Source organism: Campylobacter concisus, assembly GCF_002165785.1.
Classification (GTDB): Bacteria; Campylobacterota; Campylobacteria; order Campylobacterales; family Campylobacteraceae; genus Campylobacter_A; species Campylobacter_A concisus_W.
This window is the reverse complement of record NZ_NDYO01000008.1, coordinates 75,783-101,661: the sequence shown is the minus strand read 5'-3', so window position 1 is coordinate 101,661 and position 25,879 is coordinate 75,783. Positions and strand designations below refer to the sequence as shown.

Annotated in this window: 30 protein-coding genes; 13 read left to right on the top strand and 17 right to left on the bottom strand. The window is 36.2% G+C overall.

What is annotated here, in order from left to right; translation table 11 throughout:
* Nucleotides 1-2: 2 nt before the first annotated feature.
* From rpsC to rpsJ, 8 genes are read right to left on the bottom strand one after another with little or no spacing between them, the layout of a single operon-like run.
* Nucleotides 3-701, bottom strand: coding sequence for a 30S ribosomal protein S3 (rpsC, locus tag B9N62_RS07455; RefSeq protein WP_002941650.1), 699 nt, complete (start codon nucleotides 699-701; stop codon nucleotides 3-5).
* A 1-nt stretch (nucleotide 702) separates the two neighbouring features.
* Nucleotides 703-1,035, bottom strand: coding sequence for a 50S ribosomal protein L22 (rplV, locus tag B9N62_RS07450; protein WP_009295259.1), 333 nt, complete (start codon nucleotides 1,033-1,035; stop codon nucleotides 703-705).
* Between the two features lie 11 nt (nucleotides 1,036-1,046).
* The gene (gene rpsS / locus B9N62_RS07445) at nucleotides 1,047-1,328 is read right to left on the bottom strand and encodes a 30S ribosomal protein S19 (RefSeq protein WP_002941639.1); all 282 of its coding nucleotides are present in this window, start codon (nucleotides 1,326-1,328) and stop codon (nucleotides 1,047-1,049) included.
* 2 nt (nucleotides 1,329-1,330) lie between these two features.
* Nucleotides 1,331-2,164: a 50S ribosomal protein L2 gene (rplB, locus tag B9N62_RS07440; RefSeq protein WP_021091121.1), complete on the bottom strand. Its 834-nt coding sequence runs from the start codon at nucleotides 2,162-2,164 to the stop codon at nucleotides 1,331-1,333.
* Nucleotide 2,165: 1 nt separating this feature from the next.
* Entirely contained in the window at nucleotides 2,166-2,447 is a 282-nt protein-coding gene (locus tag B9N62_RS07435) for a 50S ribosomal protein L23 (RefSeq protein ID WP_002941535.1), read from the bottom strand.
* Nucleotide 2,448: 1 nt separating this feature from the next.
* The gene (gene rplD / locus B9N62_RS07430; RefSeq protein ID WP_012140561.1) at nucleotides 2,449-3,063 is read right to left on the bottom strand and encodes a 50S ribosomal protein L4; all 615 of its coding nucleotides are present in this window, start codon (nucleotides 3,061-3,063) and stop codon (nucleotides 2,449-2,451) included.
* The gene (gene rplC, locus B9N62_RS07425) at nucleotides 3,060-3,638 is read right to left on the bottom strand and encodes a 50S ribosomal protein L3 (RefSeq protein WP_002941563.1); all 579 of its coding nucleotides are present in this window, start codon (nucleotides 3,636-3,638) and stop codon (nucleotides 3,060-3,062) included. The genes rplD and rplC overlap by 4 nt, the downstream gene beginning before the upstream one ends.
* Before the next feature lie 20 nt (nucleotides 3,639-3,658).
* Nucleotides 3,659-3,967: a 30S ribosomal protein S10 gene (gene rpsJ, locus B9N62_RS07420; protein WP_009295257.1), complete on the bottom strand. Its 309-nt coding sequence runs from the start codon at nucleotides 3,965-3,967 to the stop codon at nucleotides 3,659-3,661.
* Between the two features lie 257 nt (nucleotides 3,968-4,224).
* Here rpsJ and B9N62_RS07415 point away from each other — a divergent pair, with 257 nt between their 5' ends.
* The 4 genes from B9N62_RS07415 (at nucleotide 4,225) to B9N62_RS07400 (ending at nucleotide 9,822) form a co-directional block, all read left to right on the top strand.
* The gene (locus B9N62_RS07415) at nucleotides 4,225-7,281 is read left to right on the top strand and encodes an Eco57I restriction-modification methylase domain-containing protein (RefSeq protein WP_087584992.1); all 3,057 of its coding nucleotides are present in this window, start codon (nucleotides 4,225-4,227) and stop codon (nucleotides 7,279-7,281) included.
* Nucleotides 7,244-8,338, top strand: a complete 1,095-nt coding sequence (locus B9N62_RS07410) for an ATP-binding protein (protein WP_087584991.1) — start codon at nucleotides 7,244-7,246, stop codon at nucleotides 8,336-8,338. The genes B9N62_RS07415 and B9N62_RS07410 overlap by 38 nt, the downstream gene beginning before the upstream one ends.
* A gap of 78 nt (nucleotides 8,339-8,416) precedes the next feature.
* On the top strand, nucleotides 8,417-9,271 hold the full coding sequence (locus tag B9N62_RS07405) for an S-adenosylmethionine tRNA ribosyltransferase (RefSeq protein ID WP_087584990.1): 855 nt from the start codon (nucleotides 8,417-8,419) through the stop codon (nucleotides 9,269-9,271).
* The gene (locus tag B9N62_RS07400) at nucleotides 9,271-9,822 is read left to right on the top strand and encodes a ribonuclease HII (protein WP_087584989.1); all 552 of its coding nucleotides are present in this window, start codon (nucleotides 9,271-9,273) and stop codon (nucleotides 9,820-9,822) included. The genes B9N62_RS07405 and B9N62_RS07400 overlap by 1 nt, the downstream gene beginning before the upstream one ends.
* Nucleotides 9,823-9,867: 45 nt before the next feature.
* Here the strand turns inward: B9N62_RS07400 and tpx are convergent, their stop codons facing one another.
* From tpx to B9N62_RS07385, 3 genes are all read right to left on the bottom strand, one after another.
* Complete coding sequence (tpx, locus tag B9N62_RS07395; RefSeq protein ID WP_021091125.1) at nucleotides 9,868-10,392, bottom strand: thiol peroxidase; 525 nt, start codon at nucleotides 10,390-10,392, stop codon at nucleotides 9,868-9,870.
* Between the two features lie 14 nt (nucleotides 10,393-10,406).
* Nucleotides 10,407-11,549 carry a trans-sulfuration enzyme family protein gene (locus tag B9N62_RS07390; RefSeq protein ID WP_087584988.1) on the bottom strand — a complete coding sequence of 381 codons (1,143 nt, stop codon included), beginning with the start codon at nucleotides 11,547-11,549 and terminating at the stop codon, nucleotides 10,407-10,409.
* A gap of 216 nt (nucleotides 11,550-11,765) precedes the next feature.
* Complete coding sequence (locus B9N62_RS07385) at nucleotides 11,766-12,221, bottom strand: DIP1984 family protein (RefSeq protein WP_087584987.1); 456 nt, start codon at nucleotides 12,219-12,221, stop codon at nucleotides 11,766-11,768.
* Between the two features lie 99 nt (nucleotides 12,222-12,320).
* Here B9N62_RS07385 and B9N62_RS07380 point away from each other — a divergent pair, with 99 nt between their 5' ends.
* Nucleotides 12,321-13,487: a MalY/PatB family protein gene (locus B9N62_RS07380; RefSeq protein ID WP_087584986.1), complete on the top strand. Its 1,167-nt coding sequence runs from the start codon at nucleotides 12,321-12,323 to the stop codon at nucleotides 13,485-13,487.
* Between the two features lie 503 nt (nucleotides 13,488-13,990).
* Here B9N62_RS07380 and sodB read toward each other — a convergent pair.
* Nucleotides 13,991-14,608 (bottom strand): superoxide dismutase [Fe], encoded by a 618-nt coding sequence (sodB, locus tag B9N62_RS07375; protein WP_087584985.1) that lies wholly within the window; start codon nucleotides 14,606-14,608, stop codon nucleotides 13,991-13,993.
* Between the two features lie 443 nt (nucleotides 14,609-15,051).
* Here sodB and B9N62_RS07370 point away from each other — a divergent pair, with 443 nt between their 5' ends.
* Genes B9N62_RS07370 through B9N62_RS07360 form a run of 3 tightly spaced genes read left to right on the top strand, consistent with a single transcriptional unit; the run spans nucleotide 15,052 to nucleotide 17,881 of the window.
* Nucleotides 15,052-16,044, top strand: coding sequence for a DctP family TRAP transporter solute-binding subunit (locus B9N62_RS07370; protein WP_087584984.1), 993 nt, complete (start codon nucleotides 15,052-15,054; stop codon nucleotides 16,042-16,044).
* Nucleotides 16,044-16,586 carry a TRAP transporter small permease gene (locus tag B9N62_RS07365; protein WP_087584983.1) on the top strand — a complete coding sequence of 181 codons (543 nt, stop codon included), beginning with the start codon at nucleotides 16,044-16,046 and terminating at the stop codon, nucleotides 16,584-16,586. The genes B9N62_RS07370 and B9N62_RS07365 overlap by 1 nt, the downstream gene beginning before the upstream one ends.
* A gap of 11 nt (nucleotides 16,587-16,597) precedes the next feature.
* Entirely contained in the window at nucleotides 16,598-17,881 is a 1,284-nt protein-coding gene (locus tag B9N62_RS07360; protein WP_087584982.1) for a TRAP transporter large permease, read from the top strand.
* Nucleotides 17,882-17,906: 25 nt separating this feature from the next.
* On the opposite strand, the gene B9N62_RS07355 is transcribed toward B9N62_RS07360, so the two are convergent.
* Genes B9N62_RS07355 through B9N62_RS07340 form a run of 5 tightly spaced genes read right to left on the bottom strand, consistent with a single transcriptional unit; the run spans nucleotide 17,907 to nucleotide 22,728 of the window.
* Nucleotides 17,907-18,959, bottom strand: coding sequence for a GGDEF domain-containing protein (locus B9N62_RS07355; protein WP_087584981.1), 1,053 nt, complete (start codon nucleotides 18,957-18,959; stop codon nucleotides 17,907-17,909).
* Nucleotides 18,952-20,031 (bottom strand): GGDEF domain-containing protein, encoded by a 1,080-nt coding sequence (locus B9N62_RS07350; protein ID WP_257640220.1) that lies wholly within the window; start codon nucleotides 20,029-20,031, stop codon nucleotides 18,952-18,954. The genes B9N62_RS07355 and B9N62_RS07350 overlap by 8 nt, the downstream gene beginning before the upstream one ends.
* Nucleotides 20,032-20,077: 46 nt before the next feature.
* On the bottom strand, nucleotides 20,078-20,236 hold the full coding sequence (locus tag B9N62_RS10525; protein WP_021091126.1) for a hypothetical protein: 159 nt from the start codon (nucleotides 20,234-20,236) through the stop codon (nucleotides 20,078-20,080).
* Between the two features lie 10 nt (nucleotides 20,237-20,246).
* The gene (locus B9N62_RS07345; RefSeq protein WP_087584980.1) at nucleotides 20,247-22,091 is read right to left on the bottom strand and encodes a mechanosensitive ion channel family protein; all 1,845 of its coding nucleotides are present in this window, start codon (nucleotides 22,089-22,091) and stop codon (nucleotides 20,247-20,249) included.
* Entirely contained in the window at nucleotides 22,084-22,728 is a 645-nt protein-coding gene (locus B9N62_RS07340) for a carbonic anhydrase (protein ID WP_087584979.1), read from the bottom strand. The genes B9N62_RS07345 and B9N62_RS07340 overlap by 8 nt, the downstream gene beginning before the upstream one ends.
* A gap of 170 nt (nucleotides 22,729-22,898) precedes the next feature.
* Here B9N62_RS07340 and B9N62_RS07335 point away from each other — a divergent pair, with 170 nt between their 5' ends.
* The 5 genes from B9N62_RS07335 (at nucleotide 22,899) to frr (ending at nucleotide 25,878) form a co-directional block, all read left to right on the top strand.
* Complete coding sequence (locus B9N62_RS07335; protein ID WP_084109905.1) at nucleotides 22,899-23,597, top strand: Bax inhibitor-1/YccA family protein; 699 nt, start codon at nucleotides 22,899-22,901, stop codon at nucleotides 23,595-23,597.
* A complete protein-coding gene (locus B9N62_RS07330) occupies nucleotides 23,590-23,973 on the top strand; it encodes a thiamine-phosphate pyrophosphorylase (RefSeq protein ID WP_087584978.1) in 384 nt (127 codons plus the stop codon). The genes B9N62_RS07335 and B9N62_RS07330 overlap by 8 nt, the downstream gene beginning before the upstream one ends.
* Nucleotides 23,974-24,039: 66 nt before the next feature.
* Nucleotides 24,040-24,369 (top strand): preprotein translocase subunit SecG, encoded by a 330-nt coding sequence (gene secG / locus B9N62_RS07325; protein WP_087584977.1) that lies wholly within the window; start codon nucleotides 24,040-24,042, stop codon nucleotides 24,367-24,369.
* A 2-nt stretch (nucleotides 24,370-24,371) separates the two neighbouring features.
* A complete protein-coding gene (locus B9N62_RS07320; RefSeq protein WP_087584976.1) occupies nucleotides 24,372-25,331 on the top strand; it encodes a polysaccharide deacetylase family protein in 960 nt (319 codons plus the stop codon).
* Nucleotides 25,321-25,878, top strand: coding sequence for a ribosome recycling factor (frr, locus tag B9N62_RS07315; protein WP_072595202.1), 558 nt, complete (start codon nucleotides 25,321-25,323; stop codon nucleotides 25,876-25,878). Before B9N62_RS07320 ends, frr begins: the two co-directional genes overlap by 11 nt.
* Nucleotide 25,879: the final 1 nt, after the last annotated feature.

Below are 25,879 nucleotides of genomic sequence, written 5' to 3'. Positions count from 1 at the left end.
AATTATTTACCTCTTCTTGCTCTACGTGTTTTCTTAGGCGCTTCTTCTTCAGTTTTCTCAGGTTGAACACCTTTTTGAAGAACCTCACCTTTAAAAATCCATACTTTAATACCTATGTTTCCATAAGTCGTATGAGCCTCAGCTACACCGTAATCTATCTTTGCTCTAAGAGTATGAAGCGGAACGCGACCTTCTAGATACCACTCGGTTCTTGCCATCTCAGCACCACCTAAACGACCAGCAACTGAAATTTTGATACCTTTAGCGCCTGATTTTTGAGCACCTTGGATAACTTTTTTCATAGCACGTCTAAATGCGACACGCTTTTCAAGTTGCATAGCTACGTTTTCAGCAGCAAGTTGAGCTGAAGCTTGAGCTTTTCTTTCTTCTTTGATATTTACATTTACTTCTTTACCGATAAGTTTGCTAACTTCATTCTTTAGGTTTTCAACGTCTTGGCCTTTTTTGCCGATGATGATACCAGGACGAGCTGCAACTACGGTTACACGAAGTTTTTTAGCCGTTCTTTCGATAAGAATTTGGCTAATTCCTGCATAGTAAAGTTTTTTCTTTAAAAATGCACGAATTTTGTAATCTTCACCGATGTTTTCAGGAAGACTTTGTTTGGTTGGAAACCATCTAGATTCCCAGTTGCGGTTAATTCCTAGTCTAAGACCTATTGGATTTACTTTTTGTCCCATATTATGCTTCCTTCTTTTCAGGTTTAGATACTTCTACCATTACATGAGAAGTAGGTTTGCGAATTTTGCTCGCTGTTCCTCTTGCTCTTGGTCTAAATCTCTTTAATACAGGACCAGCATCAACGCGGCAACTAGTTACTACAACCTCTTCTGGCTCAAATCCGCCATTTGCTACTGCTGAGCTAATAGCGTTTGCTATAAATTTAGCACCACGATTTGGCATAAATTGCAAGCTTGCAAGTGCTAGCTCGGCATTCATGCCTTGAACTTCTCTTGCTATAAGTCTTGCTTTTGTAGGAGAAAGTCTTACGAATTTTATAATTGCTTTACTCATATTATCTTCCCTTACTTGCCGATTTTCTTTTGCACTGAGCCTTTATGACCCTTAAATGTGCGTGTTGGAGCAAATTCGCCAAGTTTATAGCCTATATGATTTTCTGTAACATATACAGGAATAAAGCTCTTGCCATTGTGAACGTTAAATGTTAGTCCAATCATTTCAGGTACAATCGTGCTACGTCTTGACCAAGTTTTGATTGGTTTGTTATCGTTTGCATTTTTTGCGGCAATAACTTTTTTCATTACATGATCATCTACGAAAGGACCTTTTTTGAGTGATCTTGCCATCTCTATTTTCCTTTCCTTCTTGAAATTATAAGCTTATCGCTAGCTTTTTTGCGGCGAGTCTTAGCACCTTTGGTTGGTTTACCCCATGGAGTAACTGGGTGACGGCCTGAATTTTTCTTACCTTCACCACCACCGTGTGGGTGATCAACTGGGTTCATAGCAGAACCACGTGTTTGTGGGCGGATACCGCGGTGGCGATTACGTCCAGCTTTACCGATAGTGATGTTAGCCCAGTCTTCGTTACCAACTACACCGATACTTGCCATACACTCGGCTAGTACTTGTCTCATCTCACCACTTGGCATTCTTAAGATAACGTACTTCTCTTCTTTACCCATTAGCTGAGCATAACCACCAGCTGAACGAGCTATCTGAGCGCCTTTTCCAGGTTTTAGCTCAACGTTATGAACGATAGTACCAACCGGGATAAATCTTAGTTTCATAGCGTTGCCTGGTTTAATGTCTAGTGAGCCCTCATCGATAGATGCGATAACATCGCCAACATTTAGGCCATTTGGTCTAATGATATAGCGCTTTTCACCATCTTTATAAGCTATAAGAGCGATACGGCAATTTCTGTTTGGATCGTACTCGATCGCTTCAACTTTACCTTCTATACCAAATTTGCGACGTTTAAAGTCGATAATACGATAAAGTTTTTTTGCACCTGCCTCTTTATGTCTTGAAGTTATACGACCATTGTTATTTCTACCGCCAGATGCAGGTATTTTAACAAGCAAGCTTCTAACGCTTGGTTTGGCTGTTATATCTTCAGAGCTTAGTCCAGTCATATATCTACGACTAGGTGTATATGGTTTATATGATTTTATAGCCATCTTACGCCTCCGTATTTTCTAGGCTTACGCCTTCAGGTAACTTAACGTAGAATTTCTTTATCTCGTCACGTTGGCCTGCTCTTCCTCTAAAACGCTTAACCTTACCGCTAATTCTAAGTGAATTTACGCGAACAGGCGTTACTCCAAAATACTCTTGTAAAACCGCTTTTAAGCTGTTTTTTGTAACTCTTGGTGAAGTTTGGATAACAACAACGCCTTGTTCTTGAAGGCCTAGAGTTTTTTCTGTATAAATAATTGTTTTGATATCAGTTATATCCGCCATTTTAGCCCTCTTTTGTTATAGTTTTTAGTGCAGCTTTTTCAATGATAACCGAACTAAATGTAGAGACAAGATAAGCATTTACCTCATTTGCATCTACTACATAGCAGTTTGCTAAATTTCTAAAAGCAAGTAGTGTTTTATCGTCTAGTAAATCTTTAACGATAAGTGCGTCTTTTACTTTTAAATTTTTGATGATATTAGCTGCATCTTTTGTCTTTCCAGACTCGATTGAGATGCTATCTACTGCGAAAATTTTACCATCTTGTGCTTTTACTGCCAAAGCGTACTCAAGAGCTAGTCTTTTTTGTTTTTTATTGACTTTTTGAAAATAGTTTTTCTCGTTTGTTGGACCAAATGCAACTGCACCGCCTACCCAAACGTTAGTTCTAGTTGAACCTGCTCTTGCACCACCACGTCCTTTTTGTCTCCATGGTTTTTTACCACCGCCACTTACAAAAGCACGGCTTTTAGTATGAGCCGAATTTGCTCTTATACCAGCAAGGTAAGATTTTACATAAAGATATAGGTTGTGCGGATTTACTTCAGCGTAGCTTGCAGGAAGCTCTAACTCGCCTGAATTTTCAAATTTATCGTTTAATACGTGAATTTTACTCATTTTACAATCCTTATTTTACCCATTGCACCATTGTGACCAGGAACGCAACCTTTTACAACTACGATGCCATTTTGAGCGTCAAAGCTTATTAGCTCGTTTTTAACAGTAACTTTCTCATTGCCCATGTGTCCTGCCATTTTCATACCTGGTTGAACACGACCTGGCCATTCGCAGTTACCAATTGAACCGTGGCGTCTGTGGAAACGTGAGCCGTGGCTTTTTGGACCACCACCAAAACCATGTCTTTTTACCACACCTTGGTAGCCTCTACCTTTTGAGTTAAAACTAACTTTTAAAATTTTAGCCTCGTTTAATGGTGTAAAGTCTAGGTTTCCAACTTCGCTATTAGCTACTTCAAGCGTAGCAAATTTGTTAAATTCTGCTGTCAGATTGTATTTTTTTTGCTGACCAGCGATAGCTTTGTTGTTTGCTTTAGTGTGGGCATACGCTACGATAGCACGTTTGTTTTCGTCGATCTCACATACTTTAGCCTCAACTAGCTTAAGTAGTGTAACTGGCGTACTCTTCGTGGCAATCGTTCTACTCATGCCTATTTTTTCTACAATATATTCCATACTCTTATCCTTTTGTCCGCTTATTTCATCGCACGAACTTCGACATTAACTTCTGGAGCTAGGTCGAGTTTTGTTAGGCTATCTACAGTTTCTGGAGTAGCAGCTACGATGTCAAGCATACGAGCGTGTATTCTCATCTCAAACTGCTCACGTGAGTCTTTGTTGATGTGTGGAGATTTTAAGACTGTATAGCGTTTGATCTTTGTAGGCATTGGTACCGGGCCACGAACGTCGGCACCTGTTCGTTTGACAGCTTCTACGATTGCTGCAACAGTGCGGTCTAGAACTCTATGGTCGTAAGCTTTTAGCTTTAACCTGATTCTTTCCATGTGTTTTCCTTTAAAAAGAACTTGTCGCAAACTCGCGACCTCTTTACATCAAAATAACTCGCATAGGATCAAGCGATCGTACGAGCAAAGACGCTTGTCTTTTCGTAAAGAGAACGCGATTTTACAAAAAAGCTATTATAGTTGTCAAGAAAAACGTCATTTTTTGATGAATTTTGATTAATTATTTCCTTTTAATCAGGAAAATATAAAATTTAAAAAGATAAGATTCCAAGAAATTAAAATTTTAAAGAGAAAAGATGCCGATCTTTAATTCAAAATTCTTATTAACTCAAGAACAAGATGAGGAAAAGCTTAAAAAGCGTTATGCAAATTTGCAAATGTATCAGGCAAAAGCTAGTGACATTAAGAGCTTCAAAGAAGAAAAATTTCAAACGCAGTTTCTAAAATATATCTTTGAAGACTGCCTTGGCTACACTTTAGACACTACTAATCCTACAAATTTCAATCTTGAACGCGAGAAAAAGAACGAAACTGACGGCAAAAAGGCAGACGGGGCGATACTGATAAATGGCGAAGTTAGATGCGTGATCGAGCTAAAAGATCAGACTACACAGCATCTTGATAAAACTCCATCCAACCGCGAGCTTAGCCCGGTAGATCAAGCTTTTCGCTATTTTATCTCACATGAAAATGCCAAATATGTCGTTGTTTCAAATTTTAACGAACTGCGCTTTTACATCGGCAATAAAACAACATTTGAAAAATTTGACCTTTTTACAGCAAGCTTTGAGGAGTTTAAGAAACTTCATTTACTGCTTAGCTTTGAGAGCATTAGCACGGATCTACCGCTAAAGCTAAAAGAGAAATTTGCCACTCACGAGCGCGAAATTTCAAATAAATTTTATAAAGACTTTAGCGCATTTAGACTCACTATTTTTAAAAATATTTGCAAAAACAATACTAGCATTGATAAAAATAGGCTTTTAAGCCTAACTCAAAAACTATGTGATAGGTTTGTCTTTATACTATTTGCCGAAGACCGCGGACTACTAAGACTTCGCACGATAGCTGAGATAAAAGATAAATTTCAAAACCAAGTTACTGAGCTTAGTTTTTATGACTTTTACAAAATTTACTTTAAAGCCATTGATGAAGGCAGTGAACGTCTTGATATCAAACGCTACAATGGAGGACTTTTTGCCACAGATACTGAGCTTGATGCACTAAAGATGGACGATAGCGTGCTTGAAGCGCAGTTTTTAAGCGACTATGACTTTTTAAGCGACATCGGTGTAAATATCCTAGGACATATCTTTGAAAGCTCACTAAACGACCTTGAAGAGCTAAATGCGCAAATAAATGGCAATGAATTTGATGCCAAACAGAGCAAACGTAAAAAAAATGGCATATTTTATACGCCAGAGTTTATAACAGAATTTATAGTTGAAAATTCGCTTGGTGCGCTTTGTAAAGCTAAAAAAGATGAGTTAGGGCTTGATCTAAATGAGTTACTAGCACCAAAAAATCCCAAAAAATTAACCAAAGCAGAAAGCGAGATCAAAGATAAAATTTATACTTACCGCGAGTGGCTCTTATCCCTTAAGATACTTGATCCAGCTTGCGGCTCTGGTGCATTTTTAAACCAAGCTTTAGAATTTCTAATTGCCGAGCATGGCGCATTAGACACTTACCGCAAAGTATATGAGGGCGAGGGCTTAGGACTTTACGATATAGAAAGCACTATTTTAGAAAATAACCTTTACGGCGTAGATATAAATGCCGATGCGGTCGAGATCGCTAGACTATCTCTTTGGCTCCGCACAGCTGCAAAGGGGCGAGTTTTGACAGATCTTAGTAAAAATTTAGTAGCAGCAAACTCGCTTTTAGAATTTCCTTTTGACTTTAAATTTGATGTCGTTATAGGCAATCCTCCCTATGTCAGACAAGAGGCGATAAAAGAGCAAAAGCCGGCTCTACAAAAATATAAAGTTTATAGCGGCACGGCTGATTTGTTTGTATATTTTTATGAGCTTGGCATTACACATCTAAAAGAAAATGGGCTTTTAGGTTTTATATGTTCAAATAAATTTTTCCGTGCCAGCTATGGTGAAAATTTACGTAAATTTATACTAGGAAATACGCAAATAACACACATTATTGATTTTGCTGGGGTTAAAGTTTTTGAAGATGCGAGCGTAGATAGTGCGGTTACTATTTTTAAAAAAATAAGAGCCGATGAAAATTCAAAATTTAATTTCCTAGCTTCAAGCACCATAAATTTAAAAACGCAAAAATTTATCCAAGTACCGCAATCCACACTAAACGAAAAAAATTTCACTTTCCTCGATAACAGTAAATTTGAGCTAAAAAGCAAGATCGAACAAGTCGCAAAGCCATTAAAAGATTGGGGTGTGAATATCAACTATGGTGTCAAAACTGGTCTAAACGAAGCTTTCATTGTAGATAGCGACACTCGTGATAAAATTTTAAACACTTGTATTGGAGAAGAAAGGGAGCGGACACAAAAGCTCATAAGACCAATTTTGCGAGGTCGAGATATAAAGAGTTATGACTATGAGTGGGCTGGACTGTGGCTCATTTGCACATTTCCAGCATTAAAGATAGATATTGAAAATTTTCCAAGTCTTAAGGGATATTTACAAAATTTCTTGCCTTATATAGCACAAAGTGGCGAAACTATAAATGGTAAAAAATGCCGCAAAAGAACATCAAATAAATGGTTTGAGACGCAAGATAACATCGCTTATTATGAAGAATTTGAAAAAGAGAAAATTTTATGTGCAAGAATGGTGCAAAGCCCAAAATTTGCTTACGATACAAATAATAATATTCCAGACAATACTGCATATTGTATAACTGGCGAAAATTTAAAATTTTTATTAGCCTTTTTAAATTCAACAGGTGTTTATAAAATTTTCAACTTTTTCTATGCTGGAGGCGGACTTGAAGGCGAAATAAAAATAAATCGCTTAGAAATTTTGCCTATTCCCCAAATAACGCCACAAAATGAAAAATTAGCAAATGAGATAATAAATTTAGTTGATGAGATTTTAAAAGCCAATGAAAAAATCAAGCTTTACGAGAAACACATGCCTACTTTAAGTCTTGATGAAAAGCTAGAAGCTAAAGAAAATATCAATGCACTAAACGACAAAATCAAGACAAATGACGAAAAAATAGACAAACTTGTTTTTGAGCTTTATGAACTAACGAGCGATGAGATCGCGCTTATAACGGGGGGGGGAATTGACGGCATAACAAAAATTTATATATATATTTTGAAAAGGGGAGAAAATGAACCAATTAGAGCTTTATTACAATCAGCCGCTTAAATCAAGTAAATTTATCCCCAGAAAATACGAAATCATCTCGCCAAAAACGCTTATCGTTGGCGCCATTTCAAGTGGCAAAACAGCCCTTGTTTATGAGTTTTTGAGCCATTATAAAAGCGAGGAGAGACTTTATGTAAATTTAGACGATCTAAGGATAGATAGAGCCTTGCTTTTAGCAAATTTAAAAGAATTTTTAGAAAAAAATGCCCAGATAAAGGTTCTTGCAGTTGAAAATTTACAAGCCGCCGACCTTGCAAATTTAGACTTTTTAAAGGGCGCAACACTTGAAAATATCATCCTTACAAGCAAGGAATTTTCACTCACGATTGACGGCTTTGCTCGTATAAATTTAAACTATCTCGATTACGAGGAATTTATACTATTTTTTAAGAAAAATTTGGACCAAGACCTACTTTTTAGCTACTTTTTGGCTCACGGCAACGAGATAGCAAGTGCTTTTTTAGACTCTAGCGAGGTCACAGTGCACTTGCAACAGCTTTTAAGAGCAAATTTAAGTGAGCAAAGCATTGCGATTTTAAAAGAATGTGCTCCAAAATGCCACGATGTGCTTAGTACTTTTGGTATCTACAAAAACCTAAAAGAGCAGATGAAAATCTCAAAAGATAGTGTCTATAACGCGGTAACCAGCCTTAATGAAAATGGCTTTATAGAATTAGTACCAAATTTAGATGAGAGCAGCACGAGCAAAAAGCTCTACTTTACAAATTTTGCACTTCGTAACGCTTTATACCTAAAAAAGGACTTTTTGGCCGTCTTTGCAAATGTTGTTTTTTGCGAATTGCTTAAATTTAAAGATGAAATTTACTACACAAAAGAGATTGATTTCTTCCTTAATAAAAGGAAGATTGCGATCATTTGTGTGCCGTTTTCTGCACCAGAGATCATCTTTTTGAAATTTAAAAAACTCCACGCAAGCTTAAAAGAGCTGGGTGTAAGCAAGCTTCAGATAATCAGCGTCGCAAACCAAGCTGAGCTTAGCCTTGAGGGCATAAAATGCGAAATTTTGCCCTTTTCTAGGTGGAGTCTAGGTTTATAAATTTAAACCTTTATTTGATTATTGTTTTAAAAGCTTAAAGTAAAGAAGCTATAATCAAAAAAACTATAAAGGACGGATATGAGAGCATTTTTTGGGATTTTTATACTTATAGTAAGCCTATTTGGCTATGAGATAAATCACGAAAACTGGGCAAAATTTTATAAATTTATTGGTGAGGCAAATGGTATAAAATTTGAAGTTTATATGAACTATTTTAAAGATGAATTTGAAAATTTTAAGCAAAGTAAGAGCTTTAAAGTGCCAGCCAAGATAAGCGGACATATCTTTTTTGATGGTACAAAATACGACTATGAAAAAGGTAATCTTGAGCAAAATAGTAGTGAAATTTCATTGCTAAATGCTGTATCTGATAAGATAAATTTAGACGTTAAAAATGAAAATGGTGAGCTAAAGGGCAAAATCATCGTTAAAAACAAAGCCTATAATGCGACTATCAAAAAAGAAAAAGAGTATGAAATGCTAAATATTGGCATCCAAATGATCGAAGCAAATGGTACGAGATACGAAGCTATAATTAACGATATATTTGCCAAAGAATCGGCTAAAAAAAATAAAAATAAATTACTCTCGACACTTTATGACCTAAAAAGCGAGCGTAAAAAATGGCCAAATAACCAATTTGAAAGCCTAGATAACATCTACTATATAAATGACAAAATAAAAAGCATCTGCACCTATAAAAATAACAAAACTAGCTGCGATGTCGTCTTACTTAAAACCAACAAAAAGCTAAAGTTAAAGCAGATTTTTAAAGATATGAACGACCCTCATCTAAAAGCAATCCTCGCAACAGCAGGCGTTAGTGAAAATTTTGTACTTTCGCCACTTGGGCTTACCTTTTTAAACGAGGAGCAAATTAGCGTGCCACTTGATGAGCTAAGACCTTACTTTAGCGATGAAATCGGACTTTAATGGCAAAAATTTGTGGCATAGATGAGGCTGGACGTGGGGCTTTAGCTGGGCCTTTAAGCGTAGCGGCCTGCGTGCTTAATAAAGAAATTTCAGGCCTAAACGACTCCAAAAAACTAACCGCAAAAAAGCGTGAGGAGCTTTTTAAAGAGATCATAAAAAGCTCAAATTTTCTCATCATCTACTTCTCAAACGTCCAAATAGACGAACTTGGGCTAAGTGAGTGCTTAAGACGAGCGCTCAAAATTTTTAAGGCGCACTTTGAGGGTTTTGAGATTATTTATGATGGAAATTTAGACTATGGCGTTGGTATCACAACGATGATAAAAGCTGACAGCAAAGTCGCTGGGGTAAGCGCTGCTAGCATATTAGCAAAAGTTAGTCGTGATAGTTTGATGAAAGGCTGGGATAAAATTTACTCAAAGTATGGCTTTGCTGGGCACAAAGGATACGGCACAAAGGCTCACCTAGATGCCATTGCCAAGTTTGGCTATTCAAGCCTTCATAGAAAAAGCTTTGTAGTAAAGTCTTTTGAAAAATCTCTATTTGACTAAGATTAATTATCTAAGCATCAAATAGATGCTTAGATAACGTCCTTTTTAATGGCAGCCACAACCACAACTACCACTACTTTTAATAGCATCAAATACAGCATCATAGTTTGGCTCTTCTGTCACTTCAGGGACGATTTGCTTATGAATTATTACGCCATCATTGATGACAAATACCGCTCTTGCAAGTAGTCCTTTTAGTGGGCCATCGCTCATTAAAACGCCATAGTTTTTAGCAAATTCTCCGTATCTAAAGTCACTTCCTACACGTAAATTTTCTATGCCTTCAGTCGTGCAAAATCTACCCATCGCAAATGGCAAATCATTTGAGATGATGCTAAGTTTTACACCATGTTTGCCAGCTACTTTTTCGTTAAATTTGCGAGCCTCTGCTGCGCAAACGCCAGTATCAAGTGATGGCAAGCAAACAAGTACTTCTACACCATTATTTCCACCCACGCTAAACTCGCTAAGATCTTGCGCTACGACTTTTGCTTCAGGTGCATAAGAGCCTACGAAGACCTCATTTCCACTTAAATTTACCTCACTACCTTTAAATTTTGTAGTTGCCATATCTATCTCCTTTATTATTTTTTTGCTTTTTTAAATGCTTGATCAAGATCTGCTATTAGATCATCAGCGTTTTCGATACCGATTGCTAAGCGAAGCAAGTTTTGCTTTATACCGATCTTATCTAGTACCTCTTTTGGATATGCCTCATGCGTCATCGTCGCAGGCCTGCAGATAAGGCTTTCTACACCACCAAGGCTCACTGCTAGATCAAAAATTTCTAGCGATTTTACAAATTTATTTACATCATACTTTTCATCAAGCTCAAATGAGATAAGCGCGCCAATGTCGCTTGCTTGAGCTGCTTGCATCTTAGCCTCTTGCTCGCTATATGAACCAGCAAAATGTACCACGCTAACTGCGTCATTATTCTGCAAAAATTTGATTATTTTATGAGTATTTTGCGTTTGTCTATCAAACCTAACGCTAAGCGTTTTAAGCCCACGTATTAGGTAGTATGCGTCCATCGGGCTGATGATGCCACCAAGCGTGTTTTTAGCAAATTTTATCTTTTCGGCCAAAGCATCATCGTTTAGCGTGACGATACCAGCGATCACATCAGCGTGTCCACCGATATATTTTGTAGCGCTATAAACCACGATATCAGCTCCGTGCTCAAGCACTCTTTGATAATAAGGCGTCAAAAATGTGTTATCTACGATGACTAGAGCGCCCTTTTTGTGAGCGATCTTTGAAATTCTAGTGATGTCTGTCACTCTTAATAGAGGATTTGACGGAGTTTCGATGAATATCGCCGCTACGTCGTCACTTATGTCATCTTCGCTTAAAAAATTTAGATCGTCTATAAATTCGCTCTTTATACCGTGGCTTTCAAAAACGGTTGTAACATATCTATAAGTGCCGCCATAGACGTTACTATTTAGTAGGACCTTTTGCCCAGTTTTTATAAGGCTAAGTGCGGCTGCTGTTGCTGCCATGCCTGAACCAAAGCTAAAAGCGTATTTACTGCCTTCAACCTTTGCAAAAATTTCATCAAATGCTTTTTTGGTTGGGTTGCTACCACGCGAATATGCAAATTCTTGAAAATTTTCAAGATCATCTTGCACAAATGTACTTGCTAAAAAAACAGGCGGAATGACAGCTTTATTTGGATTATTCTTAGCTTCAATGCCCTTTACGATCAAGGTGTCAAGTTTCATAAATTTCCTTTTAAAATTTTATGAAATCTTACATAATAAAGATTAATCTTCCCCAAACCCACCCAAAACGTAGCTAAATCAGTAAGTGGTAGTAACATTTATTTTTAAGAATGCATTTTTTAAATTGCTGGGATAAATTTAAGCTTTTGCTCTCTCCCCGCAAGCCTAATAAATTTTTCTTTTTACTCGCCTTTAGCTACATTTTCACCATAAATTTTACTCTACAAGATCAACTTGCCAGTTTGCCTCTTGTAGCTTCATACCTAGCTCTCTGATCTCTTTAGAAAGCTCGTCTATTTGCTTTTGGAGCGTGGCCACATCAACACTACTTAAAATTTTTATCTCACTATTTGAGTAAAGATCGACCTTTTGGCTTGCGCTTTTGGCAAATTCCCTAAGCACGCTTGCTTTTTGGCTTAGCGTATCTTTTTTAGCGATCATTTCAGTTAGACTCGCGCCTTCAAATTTTGCACTCGAGTTTGTTAAATTTATAGCCAAGATCAGTCTAAATAGCTCATCGCTTAGCCTATCAAGCTCTTTTAAAAGAAGCTTTGGATCTTCGCTAGGCCTTTCATTTTCTTGCATTTTTGCATTATCAAGCAACCTACCTTTTAGCTGCTCTAAGCGTTTTTGTGTATCGGCTCTTAAAATGAGAGCCTGGGCTAATTTCATCATTTTTCCTTTTGAAATATTAAATTGAGAGAAAATTTCAAATTATATTAGTATCTTTTGGGTTATAATTGATTTAAAATTTTATTTTAAGGAAAAGCTATGAAGTACGATTTTGATACGCTTATTAGCAGAGATGGCACCAACTCATCGAAGTGGCGAATGAAAAACGATGTTTTGCCAATGTGGGTTGCTGATATGGATTTTAAGGCTGCACCTGAAATTTTAAATGCCCTACAAAAGCGTCTTGATAATGGCGTCTTTGGCTACTCATTTATCCCAAAAGAGTGGAATGAAGCGATTAAAGGCTGGTGGAAGAGGCGTCATGATGTTAGCTTTGAAAACGAATGGATGTGCTTTTGCACTGGCGTTATACCAGCGATTTCTACTGCGATTAGAAGATTTAGTAATCCAGGGGATCAAATTTTAGTTCAAGCTCCCGTCTATCACGTATTTTTTAACTGCATCAAAAATAATGGCCGTGAAATTTTATCAAACGACCTTGTCTATAAAGATGGCTCTTATGAGATTGACTTTGAAGACCTTGAGGCAAAGCTAGCGCAGCCGCTAACAACTATGATGCTTCTTTGCAATCCACACAATCCAATAGGAAAAATTTGGGACAAAGAGACGCTTAAAAAAATAGGCGAGCTTTGCTACAAACATGATGTTTTGATTATTAGTGATGAGATTCACTGCGATATAACTGATCCTGGTCTAAGCTATGTGCCATTTATCAGCGTTAGCGAAGAGTGCAAAAATAACTCAATCACATGCATCTCGCCTACAAAAGCCTTTAACATAGCTGGCCTTCAAAGCTCAGCTATCGTCACGCCAAATGAGCAGATACGTGCAAGAATAAATGCGGCTGTAAATTATGATGAGATAGGTGAGGCAAACGCATTTGCAATAACTGCGACAATAGCGGCATTTAACGATAGTCAAACATGGCTTGATGAGCTTAGGGATTATCTTTTTGAAAACAAAAAAATCGTTATAAATTTCATAAAAGAGCAAAATTTGCCAGTAAAGCTTCTGCCTTCAAATGCAACTTATCTTTTATGGCTTGATTGTAGCGCGTTTTGCGAGGATTCGAGCGACTTTATGAATTTCTTGCGTGACAAAGCTGGACTATGGCTAAATGACGGCAATGCTTACAGGGGAGATAGATTTTTCCTCCGTATGAACATAGCAACCCAAAGAGCCAGAGTGCTTGAGGGGCTAAAACGCTTACAAAATGGTATAAATTTATACACTTCAAAAAGATAAATTGAGTGAATTTGGCTGAGTGGCTTTTGAATTTTAAGCTACTCCTGCCTAATATTGATACAGCTCGGGGCACTTTTGAAGCAGTGAACATTGCCCCCCACCACCATTTTTAACATCAAATCAAGTTTTGCTAATAAATTTAAAGATAAGATGGCCTACACTAGTTTTTATTTGCTTGCTTAAATTTAAGTATATAACCTCTCTCAATCACGATATAATAGATTGATAAAGCAAACATTTTATGCCTTTTTGAAGTGGTAAATTCTATGCCCATAGCTTGTAAATTTAGCAGTGGCTTTAAAATTTTCAACAAAGTAGAAATTTGAAGTTGAGATAGCTTATGCTGGTTTTAAATTTAAGAGAAATTGTTTGCTAAAACAAAATTTTGAGCCATTTCGAAGTTACACTTTCTTTTAAAACAAGATAGTTTTTGCTGATAAATTTGATGACTTTAAAAATTTAGATAAAAGTAGAAATTTAAAGGCGGGAAACCCCGCCAGATATTATTTATGAAGTTCTTTTGTGTAAAACTCAACTGAGCCAAGGCCCTCTTTTTGCGCCCACTCGTAAGCTTTGCTTACAAATTCCCAGTTTATGTTCTCATAAAATGTCTCTAGGTATTTTGGGCGAGCGTTGAAGTTGTCGATGTAGTAAGCGTGCTCCCACACATCAACGACTAGAAGTGGCACTTTGCCGTCACTCACTGGAGTTTTTGCATTGCTAGTTTGTACGATCTCTAGCTTTTTACTGCTTGGATCAAATACAAGCCACGCCCAGCCTGAGCCAAAAAGCGTTGTAGCTGCTTTTAAAAATTCCTCTTTGAAATTTGCAAAATTTGCCTCGATCGCAGCTTTTAGCTCGCTTGACATCTCGCTTTTTTTAGCGATGCAGTCCCAGTAAAAGTCGTGGTTATAAACTTGAGCAACGTTGTTGTAAAGCCCACCTTCGCTACTTTTTAGGATCTCATAAAATGATGCGTCAGCAAATTTTGTATCTTTTATAAGATTGTTTAAATTTGCTACGTAAGTTGCATGATGCTTGCCGTAGTGGTATTCACAGGTTTTTGCGCTAACTACTGCATTGCTATTTGCATCAAATGGAAGTTTTCTAAGTTCAAACATAATAATTCCTTAATAATAAAATTTGTTGTTTCGTATTATAGCCATAAAAAATTAATAAACAAAAATCTTTTAAATTTAGCCACAAAATATAGGTTAAATTTAAGCAAACCTAAACTTACTTTTTTGGCTAGCTTTTAAACTTATAGAAAAGAAAAAATTTAGAGCAAAATATCTCATACATTTGTTTAAATGGATTCAAAAATTTATTAAAAGTAAAAATAAAATAAATTTTATGTGTAAAAAAGTAACAAATGTACTTTAAAAGTTTAGTTATCGAAAAATTATAAAAATTTTTTGAAAATATAAATTAGCTTTTTGAAGTATATTTGTTACTAAAATACACATATAAAAATAAATAGCTGTGAATTTACGAAACAAAATTTCTAAATTTTTATTTTTGAAATTTATAATGCGTTTAACAAAACCATTACAAAGGATAAAAGATGAAATTCTTACAAGCTTTACTTTTCACTTGTGCCATCAGTGGCTTAGCGTTTGGTGCAGACAAGGTCTATACGATCAAATTTGCTCACGTTGTTGCAGCTTCTACGCCAAAAGGCAAAGCAGCTGACTTTTTTGCTAAACGTGCTGAGGAGCTAAGCGGCGGTAAACTAAAAGTTCAAGTCTTCCCATCAGCGCAGCTACTTGATGATGATAGGGTTTTTGGTGCGTTAAAGCTTGACAATGTTCAAATGGCAGCTCCTAGTTTTTCTAAATTTACACCTATCGTACCACAGTTTCAGCTATTTGACCTGCCTTTCATCTTTAAAGATGCAGAGCACCTTCATAAGGTCCAAGATGGCGAGGTTGGCGAGGAGCTAAAAGCCCTTGTTACAAAAAAAGGCTTTGTGGCGCTTGATTATTGGGATGCTGGATTTAAGCATTTTAGCTCAAGCAAAAAGCCAGTTCTTGTACCGGAAGATGCAAAAGGACAAAAATTTAGAATCCAAAGCTCAAAAGTACTTGAAGAACAGATCAAAGTAGTTGGTGGTAACCCACAAGTTCTACCATTTTCAGAAGTTTACTCTGCACTTCAACAAGGCGTAGTCGATGCGACAGAAAACCCACTTTCAAATTTTTATAACTCAAAATTTCACGAAGTTCAAAGCTCGCTTACACTTTCAAGTCACGGATATTTGGGCTATTTAGTCGTTATGAGCGATAAATTTTGGAGCAAGCTACCAGATGATCTAAAAGCAAATGTAAAACAAGCTCTAAGCGAAGCAACAGCTTTCGAGAGAGAAGAGACAGCAAAAGAGGACGCTCACGTCATAGCTGAACTTGAAAAATACATCGCTGCTAGTAAAAAACTAGAAATTTATAAGATCGATGATGCACAAAAGGCTGAGTGGCAAAAGGTTATGCAATCAATCTATCCTAAATTTTACGATGTTATCGGTAAAGATCTCATAGAAAAGACTCTTGGGACAAAATAATGAAGAGTTTTTTTAATGTCCTTGATATAGCGATAGCCTCACTAAATAAAACTATCGCAGTAGTTGGGCTCGCAAGTGGAACATTGCTGGCCTTTACAAATGTTATGGCTAGATATTTTTTTGACAAAAGCTGGTCATGGGCGAGCGAGCTATCAAACTATCTTTTTATATGGTCGGCGTTTTTTGCCGCAGCATATGGCTTTAACAAGGGCATTCACGTGAGCGTAACTATTTTGGTGGAAAAATTTCCACCAGCCCTTGCAAAAGCGTGTTTAATCTTTTCTCATGTGCTAACTACTGTGTTTTTGTTATTTATCGCAGTCTATTCGATCGATTATCTACAAATTCTTCACGAGATCGAGCAGATGATAATAGACCTTGGCATACCTCAATGGGTCCCTATGTTAGTGCTTCCAATAGCCTTCGTTACAGCTAGCTACCGCTCGACTGAAAAAGCCATAAAAGTAGCTCTAACGCCTGCTGAAAATGTTGTGAGTAACGAAGCACATGAGTTAGCTCATGGTAGCGTAGTCAAAGATTAAGGAGAAAAAAGATGACAATAGCATTTTTATTTATCCTACTTTTTGCACTGATGCTAATAGGCGTGCCAGTGGCAGTTTCGCTGGGAACGAGCACGGTTTTAACGATGATATTTTTTACAGATATCGACATCGCTACGATCCCACAGCTAATTTTTGATGGTATCAATAAATTTTCGCTAATGGCGATACCGATGTTTATCTTGGCTGGAAATTTACTAAGTAAAGGTGGCTCAGCAAGACGTATCATCGACTTTGCAAAGTCTATGGTCGGACACTTGCCAGGTGGCTTGCCTATGAGTGCTATATTTGCCTGCATCATCTTTGCAGCTGTCTCTGGAAGCTCACCTGCGACGGTTGTGGCTATTGGCTCAATAATGTTTGCAGCGATAAAAGAGGCTGGCTATCCAAAAGAGTACGCAGTGGGTGGCATAACTACGGCTGGCTCGCTTGGAATTTTGATCCCACCTTCAGTTGTTATGATAGTTTACGGCGTAACAGCAGAGGTTAGTATAGGCAAGCTCTTTATGGCAGGCGTCATACCTGGTCTTATGCTTGGCGCATTTATGCTTATTCAAACTTATATCGGAGCAAAAAAACTTGGCTTTAAAGCAACTAAGGCTGAACCATTTAAAGTAAGAGTGCAGAAATTTACCAAAGCATTTTGGGCGCTTTTGATCGTTGTTGTGGTCATCGGCGGAATTTATGGAGGCATTTTTACTCCGACAGAAGCTGCTGCAGCAAGCGCGGTCTATGCGTTATTTATCTCACTTTTTATCTATAGAGATATAAAGATAAAAGATCTTTGGGATATCTGCCTAGACTCGGCTCTTACAACAGCCATGATATTTTTCATCATCGCAAACGCCGTTGTTTTTGCATATTTGCTAACTAGCGAGCAGATCCCTCAAGCTATCGCTTCGATGATACTTGACGCAAATATCGGTATGATAGGATTTTTGATATTTGTAAATATCTTGCTCTTTATCATGGGTCAGTTCATGGAGCCTTCAAGCGTTATCATGATCATGGTTCCACTCTTGCTTCCGATAGCTACGCAGCTTGGCATAGATCCGATACATTTTGGCATTATCTTAGTTGTAAATATGGAGATAGGTATGGTCACTCCGCCTGTTGGACTAAATTTATTTGTCGCAAGCGGTCTTACAAATATGAATCTAAAAGAGGTCATCATGGCATGCTTGCCGTGGACACTCACTTTATTCTTTGGCCTTATCTTGGTTACTTATATACCGCAAATTTCGCTTTGGCTACCAAACATAATGTATGGACATTAAAATTTAGAGGCTCAGACCTCTAAATTTATCCTTTTGGATCGTAGTCCGCACTCATAACGATATTTTTACCACTTCGCTTACCAGCATAAAGTAGATTATCAGCTTGTTTTATCATCTTTTCTAAGCTAAATTCTCCCGTACCATCATGAGCAACTACTCCAAAAGTCATAGTTGCGTTGATCTTTATTTTTTCAAACTCAACTATATTTTTACTCAAAGTCTCTCTCACACGCTCTACGATACTTACAGCTGCGTCTTTTTTTACGCCCAAGACGACTGCTAAAAATTCTTCTCCGCCAAATCTAGCTACTCTATCTTTATCTCTAAATGTGTTTTTAAATATGCCTGATAAGCTTCTTAAAACAGCATCTCCTGCGCCGTGTCCATAAGTGTCATTTATCTTTTTAAAGTTATCAATATCACACATAACGATAGCAAAGTCCCTATTTTTATAAAGATCGTTTTGACTTAAAATTTTCTGCATCGAAGTGCGATTTAAAAGTCCTGTTAATGGATCGTGATTTAAGATATTTTCAGCCATCTCTTTTTCCTCTAAGATGCTTAAAAATATAAATAAATTTGAGCTCTCCAAAAGGTACGAAATAATAACCGAAAATACACAAACTATACTTAAGTTAAAAACAAAAAGTAGATCTTTAAAGCCGTCAAAATCTTTTACAGGCTGTCCGTCTAAATATACATAGCAGGCTATGGATAAAATTATTTGCACTGCAACTATTATGTAGTTAAAAAATTTATAGGTAAATGAAGTAAAAAACAGTATTAGTGACGATGCTAAAAACAATAACCCAAATCCATATCCCCATCCAAGTGTCAGCATACAAACCAATGCATGAAATAAAATTTCAAGCTGGACTATCAGCATTGTTATCTTGTTATTTTCAGGACTATCGTAAATAAGCCTTAAAAGAAAAAGATAGGTTGCTACTGAAAATATATTCGTAACTGCTAGAATTTCTTCTTTCATAAATAAAAAAATGAAAAAATAACAGACGTGAGTTAATAATATTGAAAATATGATAAGTTTTTGGGTCGTATAGAGTGAAATTCTACGCATCCGAGCCCTTTTTTAAAATTTCTAATTCGATACGGTCTTTGCCATTTTGCTTGCCTTCATAAAGCAGCTTATCTACTAAAGTTATGGCTTGCTCAAAATCCACCTCAATACCATTTGCACATATTAGCATGCCAAAGGTCATAGTAACTGGAGTTTTATCTGGAAGTTTTGCGTTGTTTATCTGTTTTTTAAGCCTTTTGCTCACTTCGTGGATAAATTCTATCTTTGTATCGGGCAAGATTATCAAAAATTCTTCTCCGCCCCAGCGGCAAACATAGTCTTTACCTCTAAATGATTTCTTCAAAGCACTGGCTACATCTTTTAAGACCTCATCACCGCAGTCATGCCCGTATGTATCGTTTATTTTTTTAAAATTATCAATATCGCCTAGCATTATGACTAAATTTGTATTACCGCTTCTTTCCTTGTTAGCAACTAGTTCAAATCTTAAAGTTTTTTCTATTGTTCTTCTATTTAAAAGCTGCGTTAAAAAATCATGATTTGAATCTTTTTCAAGCTCTTCTGTCTCTTTTCTTATTTGCTGATATCCACTAGAAGTGATGACATCTGCAAACATTGAAAGTCTTAAAACAATAAAAAAAGCAAAAACAATACTGCACACGACTATCGTCCCTCGTATAGCTGATGGGATCAGCGGCGCCTCATCTTTATGAATAAAATAAAGAAGTATAAGCAAGATTAATTCTAAAAATGCCATTATATAAGTAAGACTCTTTGAATCAAACGCTAGGAAGTAGTTTATAAAAATTACACCAACAAGTATTATCCAAATTCCAGTATTCCAACCCATAGTAGTAACAATAATAGTAACAAGTAATATGATATTTAGGTGAAATGCAAGGGATATCAATACTCTATATTTTATGTCAAATTTTATTCTAAGCAATATTCCAGCTGCTATAAATAATAAGCACATAAAAAGTAGTGGTGTAGCTATGATCATAAAAAGGAACAAAGATAGTACATTCGTAGCTATCATAACGTCTAATATCGTTTTATAGATATCATCGATCGCTTTATAACTACTTTGATCTACAAAATCGTGTGTCAAACAAAACTCCCTGTAAATTTATTCCATTAAATTTTATTAAGTCATTCTAATAAGAGTCGTAACTATCTTCGTCCTCGTCACTATCTTCGTAGTTGTAGTCATTTTCATCGTAATTATAGTCATAACTATCGCTACTATCGTCCTCATCGTCATTAAATTCAGAGTAGTCTTCTTCTACTTCTTCATAGTCAAAATCATCACTCATTGTTTTCTCCTTAAATTTTATCTTTGACACTTTCAATATACAAGCTTTGGCTTGGGAATGCGAAATTTAGACCATTTTGCTTTAAAATATCCATAATCTTTAGCATTACATCTTGCTTGACATCTAAAAATTCTCCCCAAACGATAGTCTTTGCAAAACAATAAACTAAGATATTTATCGAGCTATCTGCAAAGTCATCAACCACGACAAATAAATTTGATTTATACCCAGCATAATCATCAACCGAAACTATACTTTGTCTATATTTTAGCCCTTTTTTCTTTGCTGTTATATCCTCGCTTTTGGCAATATCTGGATGATTTATCAACATAGTTTTTATGTCATCTACACATTTTTTAATCTCATCAGTTGTCGCTCCATATTCAATGCCTATTAGCATTCTGATACGTCTACCAACTTTTCTTCTACTCCAGTTTCTAACAGGATCACTTGCTAGTTTTGAGTTTGGCACAAAGATTAAAGCATTATCAAAACTTCTGATAGTCGTCTTTCTAAAGCCAACCTCAACAACAGTACCCTCTATATCACCACAAACTATCCAATCCCCTTGCGAAAATGAGTTATCAAAGAGCATCATAACAGAAGCAAAGAAGTTTGCGATGATATCTTTTGCAGCAAATGCAACAGCAAGACCGCCGATACCAAGTGAAGCTATGAGCGCTGATATATCAAAGCCAAGCTTTTGAAGAATTAGTAAAAGTGCGATTATTAATATAATTACGTAGACTACTTTTAAAACTAAATTTACAACCTCTTTTCGTCTACTCTTTTGAGCAATTTTATCGATTATTACTATGCCATAACCATTTAGGATAGTTAAAACAAGCCATGAAAATGCGACTATGTAGACGATCGAGAAGATATTTGCTAGAGTTAGTGGCACTGGTACTGGATAAAAGCCAACACCGATACAAATATTTAGTGCATAAATGATAAGAAGTGCAGAGATAGGCTTTTTAACGATATCTACTATCTGATCCTTTGCCTCCTTTACGCCTTCGCCAGAAGCAATGAGTGACATAAGCCAGTATGTAAGCTTGGCAAGAATTCTTGTAAGTGAGACAAAAAATAAAAATACTGCGATTATAACTACGATCTTGCCAACGTTAAATTTTGCCGAATTTATAGAAGTTAGCTTATTTATATATTCGACCGTATCTACTAAATTTAGCTCTGATAAGATCATGCTTGAGCTTAGAAGATCGGCATTGTTTTTAAGATAGATTAAAATTTCCTCATCAGTCTCTTTTTTTAAATCAAGCTCGGCAAATGCGTTATCGTAAGAGCTTGAAGTCTCATTTAGAGAATCTTTTAGCTCTTTTATACTGACGTAAGAATTTGTTTGTAAATTTAAAAGTCCGTTATCTATCACCTCTTTTATAGAGTTTGCTTTAGCACCTTTTTTAAATATCTCTTCAAGGCTGATGAGTGCCGAGTAGTAAGCGTAGTCGACTTTCATCTTTTCAAGTTCAATGGCACTTTGGATATAAGCGTCTTTATTTGATTGTTTTTCTAGTCTAGCTACTTTTTTTTCTAGATTATTTTTTTGTAAAATAAATTTGTCAATATCGCTTTGAGTCACTTCAATCTGCATGATATATAGCGGAATTTTTTCCAAAAGATCGTTCTTCTTCTTCTGAAGGCTGGCTAAATTTGAATTATCTGTTTTTGAAGAGTTTGTATCTTTTTGCTGTGCTTTTATAATCTGGATTTGATTGTTTAAAGTTAAGATCTGATTTGTTAGGCTTATGATGCTTTCTTCTTGCGTTTTATTATCTTCGGCACCAAAAAGAGTTAAAAATGAGAGCAAGACGATGGTTAAAATTTTACGCATTTTCACCCCTTTTATCTGCTAAAAGTTTGAATGTGCCCTCTTTTAAATCGTAGCTGAAAATTTCACCAGTTTCTATAATGTAGTGCCAGCCATAAATTTGAAGGTTTCCTCTTTCATACTCCTCTTTTACATTTGGATAAGTCATTATATTTTCGATCGAATTTATCACATTTAATCTCTCAGTTAGCCACGCCATCTTTGCTAGATCGTCACTTGTAAATTTAAGCACTTCTCGCTTGATCGGCTCTATTAGCTTTATCCAATTTCTAACATTTGGCGTAGTTTTGAGCTTTTTTTCATCCATATAAAGCGCTGCGCATCCACCACAATCAGAGTGTCCGCAAATAATGATATTTTTTATATTTAAAAGCTCTAATGCATATTCGATAGCCGAAGTCGTTGCCAAAAATTCCTCGCTCACTCTATAAGGTGGCACGATGTTTGCTATATTTCGCACCATAAAAAGCTCGCCTGGAAGGCAGTTTGTTATCAAATTCGGCACCACTCTTGAATCGACACAGGATATAAAAAGGGTATGTGGGTCTTGTCTATTTTGTAGACTTTTAAAAAGCTCTTCATGCTCCAAAAAGCCATCTTCCATAAATTTTACCGCACCTTCAAGTAGCGAGTCATCCATAGAAATTTATCTCCATTTTTTATATTTTTACGCGATTATAGCAACTTTTATTTAATCTAAAAAATACTTTAATATATAAATTTTTAACTAATATAATTTGTTAAAATTCTTTTTATTCATTGTTTAATTATTTTAGGCTAAACTCATTCAAAAATTCATAAGGAGATAAAATGAGTCTGTATGATAGGAACTACGCAAAACAAAATCAAGAAGAACTTGCGTACTCTCAAAGCTCACTAAGCACTTTTATAAAACAAACTTATCAACTTTTTGCAGCATCACTACTTTCAGCAACAGCTGGCGCCTATGTAGGTATTAGCATTGCTGGAGTTTTTGCGGCAAATAGATTTTTGTTTTGGGGACTTGTTATAGTCGAGTTTGCACTACTTTTTGGCTTAATGGCAGCTAAACGTAAAGAGGGATTAAATTTAATACTTCTATTTGCGTTTACTTTCATAAGTGGTCTTACGCTAACTCCGCTACTTTCAGCGATCCTTGCCATGCCAAGTGGAGCTGGTATTGTAGCTCAAGCATTTGGACTAACAACAGTTGCTTTTGGTGCATTAAGTGTCTTTGCAATGAATACAAAACGTGACTTTACAACAATGGGTAAAATGTTGTTCATAACCTTAATTGTTATAGTTGCAGCAGCTATTATCAATATTTTCGTTAAAAGTACAATGTTTCAACTTGTAATCGCAAGTATTTCATCGATCTTATTTAGCGCATATATACTTTTTGATACGCAAAATATTATCCGTGGAAACTACGAAACACCAGTTGAAGGCGCAGTTGCTTTGTATCTTGATTTTGTAAATCTATTTACATCACTGCTTCAAATTTTAGGAATTTTTAATAGAAATGACTAAAGATGAGCGCATCTACCGAGTAATAGATGCGAATCTAAATAGACTAAAAGAAGGGCTTCGCGTTGTTGAAGATATAAAAAGATATGTCTTTGATGACGCCAAGCTCGCCTATAAAATAAAATCTCTCCGCCACAAAGCAAAGATACCACAAAAAGAATTATTAAAATTTAGAAATTCACAAGAAGATGTCTTAAAAACTAGCACGAAAAGCGAACAAGCTAGAGAAAATTTAGACGAGATAATCACTGCAAATTTCAAGCGTGCTCAGGAGAGTGCTCGCGTGCTTGAAGAGTGCTTTAAGCTCATAAATTTAGAACAAGCTGAGCTTTTTAAAAGCATAAGATACGAGCTTTATGAGCTTGAAAAAGAACTTTAACTAAAAATTTAAATCTTTTCTTGTATAATCGCAAACAATTATTTTTAAAAATTTAAAGGAAATTTCGTGAGTTTAATATTTTTGATCTTACAGTTTGCTCTAGCTGCCATCATAACTATCGCTGTTTTACTTCAAAAAAGCTCATCTATCGGACTTGGGGCATATAGCGGAAGCAACGAGAGTCTTTTTGGAGCAAAAGGACCAGCTGGATTTTTAGCTAAATTTACTTTTATCGTAGGTATTTTATTTATCTTAAATACACTTGCACTTGGATACTTCTACAATAAAGATCTAAAACGCTCTATCGTTGATAGCGTCGATAGTAAATCTCTAGTCATACCAAAGTCAAACGACGTACCATCAGCTCCTAGCGCACCACAAACTCCAGCAAAATAACAATGATAAAAACACTTTTAGCGTCATTCTTGACGCTAACATTTGCTTTAGCAGACGCTCATATTTTAGTCTATCATCGCTTTGACGATCCAAGACATACAAGCACTGATATTTCTATTAAAAATTTAAGAGAGCAGTTTGAATATTTCAAAAATAATGGCTATGAAGTCGTTAAGCTCTCAAAGTTAGTTGATGCTGTAAATGCTGGCGAAAGAATACCTGATAACTGGGTTGTCATTACTGTAGATGATGGTTATAAAAGTTTCTATGACAAGGCCCTTAGTGTATTTAAAGAGTATAACTATCCATTTGCGCTAATGCTTTATGTGGAAGCCAGTGCGAATAAATATGGCGATTATTTGGATTTTGATCAGATTAAAGAACTTGAGGCTTATGGTGAGATTGGATACCATTCGTACGCTCATCCGAGGATGACAAAGCTTAGCGATGAGGCATTAAGAGAGGATTTTCAAAAGGGCGTAGAGACCTTTGAAAAACATATGGGCTATAAGCCAAAATTCTTTGCAGTACCTTATGGTGAGATCGATAGTCGAGTCGTAAAACTTGCAAAAGAATTTGGTTTTTTAGCACTTTTAAATCAAAACTCAGGTGCGGTTTCAGACAAGAGTGATGTTTACGATCTTTATAGAACACCAGTAATGAACGGTACTAAAATAGCATTAACTTTTAATAGCAAATTTTTAAATGCCCAGTGGATATTTCCAGATAGCTATCCACAAAATAATGCAATAGACAAACTTATTATAAAAACTGATACAAATGCTAGTGAAGGTAATTTTTTCATGACCGGCTTTAATGGCTTTAAAAAGGTACCTATGACAAATGGTGTTTTTGAGTGTAAATTTAACCCACCGCTCGATAAACGCAAAGTTTTAATATCTCTAAAAGTAGATCATCAACGAAGTACAAAACTTCTAATAAAGGACATCAATGCTAAATAAAATTTATGAAACACAAAAAGAAGGCTGCGAGAAAGCAATAGCTTCATTAAAACGCGACTTTACAACGCTTAGAACGGGCAAGGTAAACATTAATATTGTAGATCATGTAATGGTTGATTATTACGGCTCACCAACTCCGCTCAACCAAGTAGCCACTGTGCTTACAAGCGACGCTTCAACTATCGCTATCACACCTTGGGAAAAGAGCATGATAAAAGCGATCTCTTCAGCTATCCAAGCAGCAAATATCGGCGTCAATCCAAATAGTGATGGTGAGAGTGTCAAGCTATTTTTTCCACCTATGACCGTCGAGCAACGCCAAGAAAATGCAAAACATGCAAAATCAATGGGAGAAAAAGCCAAAGTTAGTATAAGAAACGTAAGAAAAGATGCAAATGATGAAGTCAAAAAGCTTGAAAAAGACAAAGCTATAACTGAGGACGAGAGCAAAAAGGGACAGGATGAGGTTCAAAAGATAACTGACACCTACACTGCAAAAATCGATACTCTTGTAAAAGAAAAAGAAGCCGAGCTTTTAAAAATCTAAA